The organism is Flavobacterium sp., from assembly GCF_030146175.1.
GTDB lineage: Bacteria > Bacteroidota > Bacteroidia > Flavobacteriales > Flavobacteriaceae > Flavobacterium.
Map to the genome: position 1 here is coordinate 18,733 of NZ_JASLCE010000003.1, position 12,125 is coordinate 30,857.

At 39.4% G+C, this 12,125-nt stretch carries 12 protein-coding genes; 1 reads left to right on the forward strand and 11 read right to left on the reverse strand.

The genetic code is table 11. The features are described 5' to 3' along the window. Nucleotides 1-3 precede the first annotated feature (3 nt). Genes accD through Q1R07_RS00250 form a run of 3 tightly spaced genes read right to left on the reverse strand, consistent with a single transcriptional unit; the run spans nt 4 to nt 4,564 of the window. Complete coding sequence (accD, locus tag Q1R07_RS00240) at nt 4-858, reverse strand: acetyl-CoA carboxylase, carboxyltransferase subunit beta (protein ID WP_300484793.1); 855 nt, start codon at nt 856-858, stop codon at nt 4-6. A 35-nt stretch (nt 859-893) separates the two neighbouring features. After that, on the reverse strand, nt 894-1,961 hold the full coding sequence (gene fbaA / locus Q1R07_RS00245) for a class II fructose-bisphosphate aldolase (RefSeq protein ID WP_300484795.1): 1,068 nt from the start codon (nt 1,959-1,961) through the stop codon (nt 894-896). Between the two features lie 47 nt (nt 1,962-2,008). Further along, a complete protein-coding gene (locus tag Q1R07_RS00250) occupies nt 2,009-4,564 on the reverse strand; it encodes a BamA/TamA family outer membrane protein (RefSeq protein ID WP_300484797.1) in 2,556 nt (851 codons plus the stop codon). A gap of 36 nt (nt 4,565-4,600) precedes the next feature. Here Q1R07_RS00250 and Q1R07_RS00255 point away from each other — a divergent pair, with 36 nt between their 5' ends. After that, complete coding sequence (locus tag Q1R07_RS00255) at nt 4,601-5,341, forward strand: RNA methyltransferase (protein ID WP_300484798.1); 741 nt, start codon at nt 4,601-4,603, stop codon at nt 5,339-5,341. Here Q1R07_RS00255 and Q1R07_RS00260 read toward each other — a convergent pair. From Q1R07_RS00260 to Q1R07_RS00295, 8 genes are all read right to left on the reverse strand, one after another. After that, a complete protein-coding gene (locus Q1R07_RS00260) occupies nt 5,328-6,029 on the reverse strand; it encodes a porin family protein (protein WP_300484800.1) in 702 nt (233 codons plus the stop codon). The genes Q1R07_RS00255 and Q1R07_RS00260 overlap by 14 nt on opposite strands. 1 nt (nt 6,030) lies before the next feature. Then, nucleotides 6,031-6,762, reverse strand: a complete 732-nt coding sequence (ubiE, locus tag Q1R07_RS00265) for a bifunctional demethylmenaquinone methyltransferase/2-methoxy-6-polyprenyl-1,4-benzoquinol methylase UbiE (protein WP_300484802.1) — start codon at nt 6,760-6,762, stop codon at nt 6,031-6,033. 686 nt (nt 6,763-7,448) lie between these two features. Further along, a complete protein-coding gene (locus tag Q1R07_RS00270) occupies nt 7,449-7,937 on the reverse strand; it encodes a dihydrofolate reductase (RefSeq protein WP_300484804.1) in 489 nt (162 codons plus the stop codon). A 5-nt stretch (nt 7,938-7,942) separates the two neighbouring features. Beyond that, the gene (locus Q1R07_RS00275; protein WP_300484806.1) at nt 7,943-8,281 is read right to left on the reverse strand and encodes a 2TM domain-containing protein; all 339 of its coding nucleotides are present in this window, start codon (nt 8,279-8,281) and stop codon (nt 7,943-7,945) included. Between the two features lie 46 nt (nt 8,282-8,327). Then, nucleotides 8,328-9,152 (reverse strand): thymidylate synthase, encoded by an 825-nt coding sequence (locus tag Q1R07_RS00280; protein ID WP_300484808.1) that lies wholly within the window; start codon nt 9,150-9,152, stop codon nt 8,328-8,330. Nucleotides 9,153-9,175: 23 nt separating this feature from the next. Further along, a complete protein-coding gene (locus Q1R07_RS00285; protein WP_300484810.1) occupies nt 9,176-9,805 on the reverse strand; it encodes a bifunctional nuclease family protein in 630 nt (209 codons plus the stop codon). A gap of 214 nt (nt 9,806-10,019) precedes the next feature. Further along, nucleotides 10,020-10,988 carry an electron transfer flavoprotein subunit alpha/FixB family protein gene (locus Q1R07_RS00290; RefSeq protein WP_300484812.1) on the reverse strand — a complete coding sequence of 323 codons (969 nt, stop codon included), beginning with the start codon at nt 10,986-10,988 and terminating at the stop codon, nt 10,020-10,022. A 33-nt stretch (nt 10,989-11,021) separates the two neighbouring features. Further along, the gene (locus Q1R07_RS00295) at nt 11,022-11,768 is read right to left on the reverse strand and encodes an electron transfer flavoprotein subunit beta/FixA family protein (RefSeq protein WP_300484814.1); all 747 of its coding nucleotides are present in this window, start codon (nt 11,766-11,768) and stop codon (nt 11,022-11,024) included. Between the last annotated feature and the right edge of the window lie 357 nt (nt 11,769-12,125).

Genomic DNA, 12,125 nt, shown 5'->3' on the forward strand with positions numbered 1-12,125 from the left:
TTATTATCGTACCGGTTGATTTGAAATTAAATCAAGGTATAAGTTGATTTTGTCTTTTAACTCTTTACGAGGCGTGATAAAGTCAAGGAAACCGTGTTCTAAAACGAATTCGGATGTTTGGAATCCTTCCGGAAGGTCTTTTCCGGTGGTGTCTTTTACGACACGTGGTCCGGCAAAACCGATTAAGGCTCCTGGCTCGGCAATATTAATGTCACCTAACATCGCATAGGATGCTGTAGTTCCTCCGGTTGTCGGATCGGTACATAAGGAGATATATGGAATTTTTGCATCGGCCAATTGCGCCAGTTTTGCAGATGTTTTGGCTAACTGCATTAAGGAGTATGCCGCTTCCATCATACGGGCACCACCCGATTTGGAAATCATTACAAATGGTACTTTATGCTTGATGGAATAATCGATCGCACGGGCAATTTTTTCCCCTACAACAGCTCCCATTGATCCTCCGATAAACGCAAAATCCATTGAAGCAACAACCAGGTCTTTTCCTTTTGATTTTCCTACCGCTGTACGAACCGCATCTTTTAATTTGGTCTTGTCAATAGCGTCTTTTAAACGATCGCTGTACTTTTTAGTATCCACAAACTTAAGCGGATCCTTAGAAGTCATGTTGGCATCCAGTTCTTTAAATTCGTTGTTGTCGAATAAAATTTCAAAATATTCTTTACTACCAATACGAACGTGGTATCCGTCTTCCGGGCTTACCCAAAGATTTTTTGCCAATTCTTCAGCATCAATGATTTTTCCTGTCGGTGATTTGTACCAAAGTCCTTTCGGCACATCTTTTTTATCTTCAGTTGCGGTTTGAATCCCTTTTGCTGTTCTTTTAAACCAAGCCATAGTTTTAAATTTGAATTAATCTGAATGTTACTACATTATAATGTATTAACGTTATTCAGGTCTTTAAACGCCTGTTCCAGACGTGTGTTAAACGTAATTTCTCCTTCGCGAACCCATTTTCTAGGATCGTAGTGTTTTTTATTCGGAACATCGGCTCCTTCCGGATTTCCGATCTGTGTTCTTAAATAGTCAATTTTTGATACCATATAGTCACGAACCCCTTCGGTAAAAGCAAACTGAAGGTCGGTGTCAATGTTCATTTTGATAACGCCATATGAAATCGCTTCTCTGATCTCTTCTAATGTCGAACCGGATCCGCCGTGGAATACAAAATCAACCGGGTTGTGTCCGGTGCTGAATTTATTCTGAACGTATTCCTGAGAGTTTCTAAGGATTTTTGGTGTTAGTTTTACGTTACCCGGTTTGTAAACACCGTGAACGTTTCCAAAAGCAGCGGCAACAGTAAAACGAGGGCTGATTTTCATCAATTCCTCATAAGCATAAGCTACTTCTTCCGGTTGTGTATATAATTTGGAACTGTCTACATCCGAATTGTCTACACCATCTTCTTCACCACCTGTGATTCCCAATTCGATTTCCAGTGTCATTCCCATTTTGCTCATACGCTCCAGATATTTTTTGGAAATTTCCAGATTCTCTTCAATCGGCTCTTCGGAAAGATCGATCATGTGTGAGCTGAATAATGGTTTTCCGGTTTGCTTAAAGTGTTCTTCACTGGCATCCAGTAAACCGTCAATCCACGGTAATAAATTTTTAGCACAATGGTCGGTGTGTAAAATCACGGTAGCACCATAGGCTTCTGCCAGCGTATGGATGTGTTTTGCTCCGGCAATGGCACCCAAAATAGCCGATTTCTGACCGTCGTTGGAAAGTCCTTTTCCGGCATTAAACGAAGCACCTCCGTTAGAAAACTGGATAATAACAGGAGCATTTAATTTGGCAGCTGTTTCCAGAACACCGTTGATAGTGCTTGATCCCGTAACGTTTACTGCGGGTAAGGCAAAGCCTTTTTCTTTTGCATATCGAAAGATTTCCTGTACTTGATCGCCGGTTGCTACACCTGGTTTTATTGTATGAGCCATTGTGTTGTTGTTTTAATTTATTTTGACAAAAATAATAATTTCTAAAATTAGAAAGGATAATTAATTCCAATATTTAAGACGGCGCGATTTGGTACGATATCGCGAAACCATCTTTCCTTCATTTCTTTGGCCGGGTTGTAGGTTTTAAAACCAACATCCAAACGGATTACAAAGAAGTTTAAATCATAGCGGAAACCAATTCCGGTACCTAATGCAATATCCTGTAACGATTTGAAGCCTTCGAAAACGCTTTCTTCATCGGTTACGTTATCAAAAACGTTCCAGATGTTTCCGGCATCGGCAAAAAAGGCACCGTTTAGTTTATTAAAAATATTAAAACGGTATTCGGCACTCAGTGCAATTTTAAAGTTGGCCTCGTTAAAGTCGTTTAAACCACCACTTCGCCCCGGACCTAAACTATACGACTGCCATGCCCGGTTGTCGTTCGATCCACCGCCAAAGTAACTTCGCGAAAACGGAATCGAATTGGAATTCCCGTACGGAATTGCCAGTCCGGTAAAAGCGCGTGCCGCAATAACCTGCTTGCCGCCTAAATCCCAGTTTTTAATAAAGTCGATTTCTCCTTTGATATATTGGGAATATTCGACGTTAAAAAATTTTTTACGACCGTAAATATCCGCTTCCTGATTTTCGATTTTGGAAATCAGACTCAGGACGTTTCCGGCCGATTCCAGTTTGGTTTTAAAGGTGTAAAAATCGTTGTCGTTAATGTTGGTACGACTGGATTTGGTATAGGTGATGTTGGTCGCAAGGATAAGGTTGTTCTCGGTTAGACGCAGTCTCCGTTCTTCAATACTCCGAATAGCGTAATAATCGTTGTCGTTTGGCGTAAGACTTGTTTGTCCGCCTAATACTTCGTTGATAAAACCGGTGGTTCCCTGCGGAATGGATAGATTACCTTCTTCGTCCAAATTGGTTGGATCGGTATTGTAAACCTGTGCCAGACCATTCAAACGGTCGTATGACGAGTGGTACACGCTAAAATAATTACCCGGGTTTACGTTGCGAACGTATTGTAAATTGACCAGATCGAAACGGATATTGGTGTTTCGTTTCGGATTCCAGTTATAGTTGAGAATCCCGGTAAAACTTTCTTTATCCAAACCGATGTTTTGCTGACGCGAAAGGCCAAGGCTCATCTGTGTGGTTGGTAGGGTGTTTTTCGGAATAATCTTATCGGTATTTAACGGGAAAAAGATTCGTGGAAATGATAGTTTGACATCGGCTCCGTATTCCGAAATATTAAAAAATACGTTATTCGGATTGGCAAGATCCTGAGACGAACCGATATTTCCACGCAAAGCGATTTCGAGAATCTCGGCACCTCTAAAAATGTTACGAATCGAAAGTGCCGCACTTCCCAGAATACCAAAATCCTGAATGTTGGAATGCATAAAATCGGCCGTAGCATTAAAGTTGAATTTTTTACGCGGCGATAAGATGATGTTGGCAATCAGTGACGTTCCGGTCGTATCGTTTTTATCTTCTTCATATTCGATATTCGGATAGTTAAACACACGCAGGTTACTTAAAGAACGCGAGGTTAACTGTCTTCTAAAATCACTGAATTTACTGCCTTTGGTGATAAATATCGCATCGGTTATCGCTTTCGGACGGTAATTCAGTTTGTCGGAACTGTAAATGTTAAAGTTGTTATAGCTGGTACTATCGGCTACTTTTTGTTTGTTTTTGTTATTGGTATTTCCAGTGAAAATATTGACCTCGCTAATGGTATACAGTTTAAAAGGAACCTTTATCAGGGAATCTCCTTTTTTAACGGTTCGGTCGTCGATCAGGATATCGACATGGGCTTTGTGGTTGGTTGCTACCGTATCAACATCATATTCGATATTGGTTTCCTGGAAATAATACGCTCCGTTATTGCGGAAATGGGTAGCAATTCGTTTTCTTTCATCACTAAAATACTGCGAATTGTATTGTTTGCCTTTTACAATTAACGATTGGTTTTTATTGTGTTCAAACAACGAATCCAAAGCTGCTGTTTTGATCGAAGTAGTAATGCTGTCGACAATATAAGGCGCGCCCAGTTTAACCTCGTAGTTCACCTTGCCGCGTTTGTTGGGTAAGGTGTCGATTTTATACGTGATTTTATTGTTGAAATAACCGGCGTTGAAATAGTAAGACAACATTCGGTTTCTGGATTTCTGTACTTTGATAGAATCGATGATCACAGGAGCTTCCCCCGTTTTTTTTAGGAACGTACTGGCACCCGATACAAAAAAGGATTGTCCCAATCGCTGTACTTGTTTTTCAGATAATAGGTCGGTTAGGAATTTATGGCGTTTGGGTTTCTTTTCCAGCCATAACTGATAATCGGCTTCCGGACTTTTCCGTGCCAAATTGTACATCTGTAATCGCAAGCGGTAACCTAGAATGGAACTATTCGGTTTTTGATAAAGCTGATTTAAAATAGTCTCGCTTTTTTCTTTCTTACCGTCAACCATTACCGTGTTCTCGATTAAAAGATGCTGTCCTTCGGGTACTCTTTTAACAAGAGAACAAGAATATAAAATTGCACCTAATAAGAGAAATAGTGCTATTTTTGATAAATTTTTTTTCAAATCGATTACAATAGTAAGTCAAAAATACATTTTTTTATGGTTAGTAAAAACCAAATCAAACTAATAACGAGTTTACAGCAAAAAAAATATAGAAAACAACATGAATTATTTTTTGCTGAAGGTATAAAGGTAATTCAAGAATTACTGAATTCCAATTTTGAGCTCTACCATTTGTATTCGGTTGATGCTATTTTTGATACGCTTCCGCAAAATAAAGTAACGCTTATCTCGGAGGCGGAGCTAAAAAAAATCAGTGCGTTAACGACACCAAATACCTGTTTGGCGTTGTTTCGTATTCCGGAGGAAAAGCCAATTGCCGAAACCGGATTGATTCTGGCTTTGGACGATATCCGCGATCCGGGGAATCTCGGAACGATTTTGCGTTTGAGCGACTGGTTTGGGATTTCACATGTGGTATGTTCGAACGAAACCGTTGATATTTACAATCCAAAGGTGGTACAGGCAACAATGGGTTCGATTACACGGGTGAATGTAGTATATACCGATCTGGAAGCGTTTCTGGAAAAAACGGAATTACCGGTTTTCGGAACGTTTATGGATGGCGCCAATATTTATGAGCAAAAACTTCCGGAAAACGGAATCATTGTTATGGGGAATGAAGCCAATGGTATTTCGGCATCGATTGAAAAGCGTACTACAGAACGGATTGCAATTCCGCGTTTTGGGAATTTACAAGTTACCGAAAGCTTAAATGTGGCCACGGCTACCGCTATAATCCTTAGCGAATTTAAAAGAGGTCTTTTTAGTGGAAAGTAAAATTGATAAAAATCCCACGGGTTTTCATCGATTCTACGTTTCCGGTCCACGGACTGTTCGGATTGTTATCGCGGATTAGCTCGTCGTTAATTCCGAATACACCGCGAATGGATGGTGAAAACTTAAAGTATTCCAGATAGAAATCAACACCCAATCCCAATTCATAATTGGTGGACCAACGGGTCATACGAAAACGGTAGGCGTAGTTATCGTCTGTTGCGTCATGGTTACTGCCCAGATTCAAGGACTTGGAGAATCCGCCAACTACATACGGTCGTACGTTTCCAAAGCGCTGTGAGGAGAATTTAAGCAATAACGGGAAATGAATATAGGTCGATTTTACTTCGCGTAATTGTTCTACCGGTCGGGTTAGACTCGGATCGTGAAAAGTAAGATCCCGTTGCGTATAATACAATCCGGGTTCGAAACGAAGATCGAGGTGTTCCATTATCCTTAAGTTTCCAACCAGACCTACGTTAAATCCGGTGGTTCCTTTTACTTCAATGTCGACGCCGGGTTTGATATAATCAAACTTAAAATCGTAGCTACTGAATCCTAAAAAATAGCCCCAGTGTACGCGTTGTTTGTCAAAGTTTTCCAGGTTAATAACCGGATTTTTACTAAACATCGACTGTGAAAAGCTGTTTAGTGACAGAAGTAATAAGGAAATAAGGATGAATTTTCTCATGTTATTTTTTTGACGCTGAATATATCGTTGCCGCTCCGAATGTCTGAGGAGCATGTTTCACATCTATAAACCCAACTTTTCGCAAAATATTGTTTAACGCTTCGCCATGTGGAAAAACGGAAGCCGATTCGGATAGGTAAGAATAGGCTACTTTGTCTTTGGAAAACAGTTTCCCGATTAACGGTAAAATGTTTTTGGTGTAAAAGTGATAGCCCTGTTTAAAAGGGAAACGGGTAGGTACCGAAGTCTCCAGGATCACAAAAACACCGCCCGGTTTTAATACCCGTAAAATCTCGGATAATCCTTTTTCCAATGTTTCAAAATTTCGTACACCAAATGCTACGGTGATCGCATCAAAATAATTGTCGCCGTAAGGAATGTTTTCAGAATCACCTAAAACCATTTCGATTTTGTCGGTAAGGTTGAGGTGTTCAATTTTTTGTTTCCCAACTTCAAGCATGCCGGATGAAATATCCAATCCGATAATTTTAGTCGCACTGGTTTTGGTCATCAAAATAGCCAAATCGCCGGTTCCGGTGGCAATATCCAAAACGGTTTGCGGCTTTTTGTCGGAAACAATTTTTAAAACCTTATTGCGCCATTTAATATCGATACCAAAAGAAATAACACGATTTAAATTGTCGTACTTCCCGGAAATCGTATCAAACATTTGGGTTACTTGTTCTTTTTTTCCGAGTTCGGAATCTTTATAAGGCGTGATATTTTTTGACATTCTATGAGAAATTTGGAGCAAAGATAATAGAAAAGTGCCGTATTTGAAAAGAATAGCCTTGTTATTGGCAATATTTGGTTAGATAGGGTTCACTAAATTTAGTGAGGTGAAAAATACAAAGATTTAGCGATTGTCTGGCGTTGTTATTATTGGGAAATTTACAGTGTATAAAAGTAATGAACTATGCTATCAAAATTATTTTTTTCGGAATTGAAATGGATGCTATTGGTACTGGTCGTCACATTGATTCTGGTAGAGAGTATCAACAGTGGGTTTAACTTTAACCCCGCTGAATATGGGGTACCGCAAACGTTCTTTGGGTTAAATTTGTTTTTGGAAATTTTAGTTTTTTTTGTCTTTAGTACTTTTGTGGTATTTGGTATTAAAGGCTTTTTTGAGATGTATTCTCAACGGTTTGCTAATGTTATCATTTTTATCTCAGGATTATTGCTAACGGTGGCAATCTTTATTTTATGTTATCAGGTACTTTCACTCGAATAAAACCGAATAACTTTTGATATAGCAAGTTTATTTATAAAACATCCCGATGGTAACATCCGGATGTTTTTTTATGTGGTTTGCCTATGAAAATAAAAATTGCGAGCTTATCGAATAATCTCGCAATTTCACGCATTTTGTAATTGCTCTAAAAACGTAGGCGATTTTTTTTGGTTATAGCAATGGTGCTATTTTATTTTTGTAAAGGTCTGAAAACTAAAATCAAAAGCGTGTTTTTCGTCTTTTGGATGGAATTCTTCCGAAATCAGTTGCCATTCGCTTGGATGGATTTCCGGGAAATAAGCATCGGCTTCCGGATTGGTGAAAACACGGGTTAGTTCGATAGTATCGGAAAGGGATAGCGATTGTCTGTAAATTTCGCCGCCACCGATAATAAAAATAGTTTCATTTTGCGGACAAGCTTTGATCGCGTCTTCCAGGGAATTAACGCGGATACAACCTTCGGGAACCGGATAATCCTGTTGCCGGGTAATGATCACATGCGTACGGTTGGGAAGTAGCTTCGGTAGACTTTCGAAAGTCTTGCGTCCCATAATGATATAATGTCCGGTTGTTAATTGGCGGAAACGTTTAAAATCATCCGGTAAATGCCAGATCATCTGGTTGTCTTTACCCAATGCATTGTTTTCTGCCGCAGCAGCGATAATCGTAATCATGTTGTTTATTGTGGCGTGTTGTTCTTTTTGTCGATGTCTTTCTGAAGTTGTTCTATTTTGCGCTCCTGTTGTAACATGAGTTTGTCAATCTGAGCCCGTTCCCATTTTTTATTCATAAAACTATCGGTAATAAACACACGGATAAAATGCAGTACAAAAATAAAAAACCATATGGTGATCACCCATAAGTACCAGTCCATTTCCGGTTTAACATTCAATAGCTTATTGGCTATAATACAGAATATGCTTCCCAGGAAAAACAGGACAAAATGAAAATAGAGACGCTTTTTTTGTTTTAAGCGTTGTCTGGCATATTCATACAGCTCGTGTTGGTTTATTTCCATATAGAATTGTTTTATGGAAATAAAGATAAGTAATTTCTTTTAAAAATTAAATAGAAACAGCTCCTTTAATGGCCGGATGCGGATCGTAATCGGTTAAAGTAAAGTCTTCAAAGGTAAAATCGAAAATATTTTTAACGGCCGGATTCAGAATCATTTTTGGTAAGGCATGCGGCTCGCGCGTCAATTGTAATTGAACTTGTTCGATATGGTTGTTGTAGATGTGTACGTCTCCGAAAGTGTGAATAAAATCACCCGGTGCTAAATCGCATACCTGTGCAATCATCATTGTGAACAAGGCATAGGAAGCAATGTTAAACGGTACGCCTAAGAATACGTCGGCACTACGCTGGTATAACTGACAGGATAATTTACCGTCGGATACGTAAAACTGGAAAAAAGCATGACAAGGCGGTAAAGCCGCTTTGTGGTTGGCTACATTTTCGGCAAACGATTTGGAGGTATCGGGTAGAACACTCGGATTCCAGGCTGAAATCAACATACGTCGGCTATTCGGATTGTTTTTAAGCGTATCGATTAGCTCGGTTATTTGATCAATCTCTTCGTCATTCCAGTTACGCCACTGATGGCCATAAATCGGACCTAAATCGCCATTTTCATCGGCCCATTCGTCCCAGATTTTAACGCCGTTTTCTTTTAGATAAGCAATGTTGGTTTCGCCTTTTAAAAACCAAAGCAATTCGTGAATAATAGATTTTAAGTGTACTTTTTTGGTGGTTACCAACGGGAAACCTTCGCTTAGATCAAAACGCATCTGATAACCGAAAACACTTTTGGTTCCGGTTCCGGTTCGGTCGCCTTTCTGACTTCCGTTGTCTAAAACGTGTTGTACTAAATCTAAATATTGTCTCATGATGGGTAGGCTATTGCTTGGGATTAGGATTCTTTTTTGGAAATTTCGTCGCGTATTTTGGCGGCCTTTTCATAATCTTCATTCTGAACGGCAGTTTCCAGTAAATCGTATAATTCGGCCAGACTGTATTGGGAGTAGGTTTCTCCGGAAACAGTTTCGTCGTCGGTTAATCCGAATGTCTCCGGACTGCTCAACGGATCGTCGCCTTCTTCTTTTTTACTGTTTTCGTCAATCGGGCTGACTTTTAAATAAATACCGGCTTTGTCGAGTATGTTTTTATAGGTAAAAATAGGAGCGTTAAAACGAAGTGCCAGAGCAATTGCATCGGAAGTACGGGCATCGATAATTTCTTCAATGCGGTCTCTTTCGCAGATAATGCTCGAAAAGAATACACCGTCTACTAGCTTGTGGATGATCACCTGTTTTACGACAATGTCAAAACGGTCGGCAAAATTTTTGAATAAATCATGGGTTAACGGACGAGGTGGTTTGATCTCTTTTTCTAAAGCGATGGCGATCGACTGGGCTTCAAAAGCACCGATGACGATCGGTAATTTTCGCTCGCCGTCTACCTCGTTCAAAATTAAAGCGTATGCGCCGTTTTGCGTCTGACTGTATGAAATTCCTTTTATCGTTAATTTTACTAAGCTCATCTGGAGGTTGCTACATTATTCTTTTTGAACGGCAGTACTTTGGCTTTGCCGTCTTTTTACGAGGCTACGGATTTTAAAAGGTCTCCGGGTGTCATAAAAAGGTTTGCAAAGTAAACCTAAAATTTTCGCTTTTAAAAATAAAAAAAAACGGGCTTACTAACAAAGATACTAAATCTTTAGATTAGAAAGCCCGTTTGGTATGGTTGTTTGAAAATTAAGAATTGTGTGCTTTAAATTCTTTTAATTTCTCCACTAATTTTGGTACAACATCGAATGCGTCACCAACTACTCCGTAATCGGCAACTTTAAAGAATGGTGCGTCTGCATCCGGGTTGATTACTACTTTTACTTTTGATGAGTTGATTCCGGCAATGTGCTGGATCGCTCCCGAGATACCAATCGCGATATACAGGTTGGCCGCTACCGGTTTTCCGGTTTGTCCTACGTGTTCGCTATGAGGTCTCCATCCTAAATCGGATACCGGTTTCGAACAAGCCGTTGCCGCTCCTAAAACTGTAGCAAGATCTTCGATCATTCCCCAGTTTTCAGGTCCTTTTAATCCACGTCCTGCAGAAACTACAATCTCCGCATCGGCAATGGTTACTTTTCCGGTTACTTTTTCTACGTTTTCAACTTTGATTGAGAAATCCGCATCGTTTAATGATGGTGCGAAATCTTCTTCAGTCGCAGGGGAAGCCGATTCTACCAAACCGAATGAGTTTTTCGCTAATCCGATTACTTTTACATCGGTAGCCACTTCTGTAATGTTGAATGCTTTGTTTGAGAAGGCATTTCTTTTTACAGTGAAAGGAGAAGTGCTTTCCGGTAATGCTACTACATTGGAAGCGTATCCGGCATTTAAACCTACCGCTACCAATGGCGCTAAATACAAACTGTCGGTAGTCGATGATAAAACCACTACTTTCGTTCCTTCTTTTTGTGCAGCTTGTTTGATCACATCAGCATAAGCCTTTGCGTTAAACGCAGCCAATTTATCGTTGTTTACTTTTAATACTTTGTCTACTCCGTATTTGGAAAGGGCGCTAACATCGCTTGTGTTTACCGTTACAGCGGTAACAGTCGTTCCCATTTTCTCAGCAACTTTCTTAGCATAAGAAGCCAACTCGAAAGCTACTTTTTTAAATTTTCCTTCTGCTGATTCAGCATATATTAAAATTGACATGATTTTCTTTGTTTAAAATTAAAGGATGAAAAATTAGATAACTTTTGCTTCGTTATGTAAAAGGTTGATCAGTTCGTCCAGATTATCAGGACTTACTAATTTTACAGCTGTTTTCGGAGCTGGTTTTTCGAATTTTACAGCTTTTGTATTATTGTCTGCTGCAACAGGTTCTAAAATAGTCAACGCTTTTGTACGAGCCGTCATAATTCCTCTCATGTTCGGAATACGTAGGTCTTTCTCTTCAACGATACCTTTTTGTCCTCCTACTACTAAAGGTAGGGTGGCGCTAAGGGTTTCTTTTCCTCCGTCGATTTCACGTACCGCTTTTACGCTGGTTCCGTTTACTTCAATACCGATACAAGAGTTGATAAAATCCGATCCGGTTAAGGCAGCCAACATTCCAGGTACCATTCCACCGTTGTAGTCTAATGATTCTTTTCCGGCAATTACTAAATCGTAGTTTCCGTTTTTAACCACTTCGGCCAATTGTTTTGCTACGAAGAAACCATCGGTAGGAACAGCGTTCACACGAATAGCTTCATCGGCACCAATTGCCAATGCTTTACGTAAGGTCGCTTCTGCATCAGGTCCGCCAACATTCACCACCGTTACATTTGCTCCTTGTTGCTCTTTAAACCAAATGGCTCTGGTTAAACCAAACTCATCATTCGGATTAATTACGAATTGTACACCGTTTGTGTCAAATTCTGAATCGCCATTAACAAAGTTAATTTTTGAAGTAGTATCAGGCACATGACTGATGCAAACTAATATTTTCATTTTAATTAAAGTTAAAGTTGATTAATTTTTGAGCAACGAAAGTAGTGATTTTATTTCAATAAAATGCTATGCGCGCATAATAAATACCTTTTTTTCAACGATCTAAAGGATAAATTCCTAATAATTTTAAAAAGGTTCTGAAAAGAAAAGCTTTTTTGCGAAATCAAAACTTTTTTGTCTTTATAACAAGAGAATGTTATAATTGTTCGTGAAACGCGGCTAAGTGATTTAAAATTTTTACTTTTGCCAATTGAATAAACAAGGAAAAACAAAATAAATGAGAACGATACAGTTTAGAGAAGCGATTTGTGAAGCGATGAGCGAAGAAATGCGTCGCGACGAATCGATATATTTAAT

Coding starts and splice junctions, on each gene's coding strand:
- fbaA (WP_300484795.1), bottom strand. CDS start 1,961: ATGGCTCATACAATAAAACCAGGTGTAGCAACCGGCGATCAAGTACAG.
- Q1R07_RS00260 (WP_300484800.1), bottom strand. CDS start 6,029: ATGAGAAAATTCATCCTTATTTCCTTATTACTTCTGTCACTAAACAGC.
- ubiE (WP_300484802.1), bottom strand. CDS start 6,762: ATGTCAAAAAATATCACGCCTTATAAAGATTCCGAACTCGGAAAAAAA.
- Q1R07_RS00290 (WP_300484812.1), bottom strand. CDS start 10,988: ATGTCAATTTTAATATATGCTGAATCAGCAGAAGGAAAATTTAAAAAA.
- Q1R07_RS00255 (WP_300484798.1), top strand. CDS start 4,601: ATGGTTAGTAAAAACCAAATCAAACTAATAACGAGTTTACAGCAAAAA.
- Q1R07_RS00285 (WP_300484810.1), bottom strand. CDS start 9,805: ATGAGCTTAGTAAAATTAACGATAAAAGGAATTTCATACAGTCAGACG.
- accD (WP_300484793.1), bottom strand. CDS start 858: ATGGCTTGGTTTAAAAGAACAGCAAAAGGGATTCAAACCGCAACTGAA.
- Q1R07_RS00270 (WP_300484804.1), bottom strand. CDS start 7,937: ATGATTACGATTATCGCTGCTGCGGCAGAAAACAATGCATTGGGTAAA.
- Q1R07_RS00280 (WP_300484808.1), bottom strand. CDS start 9,152: ATGAGACAATATTTAGATTTAGTACAACACGTTTTAGACAACGGAAGT.
- Q1R07_RS00275 (WP_300484806.1), bottom strand. CDS start 8,281: ATGGAAATAAACCAACACGAGCTGTATGAATATGCCAGACAACGCTTA.
- Q1R07_RS00295 (WP_300484814.1), bottom strand. CDS start 11,768: ATGAAAATATTAGTTTGCATCAGTCATGTGCCTGATACTACTTCAAAA.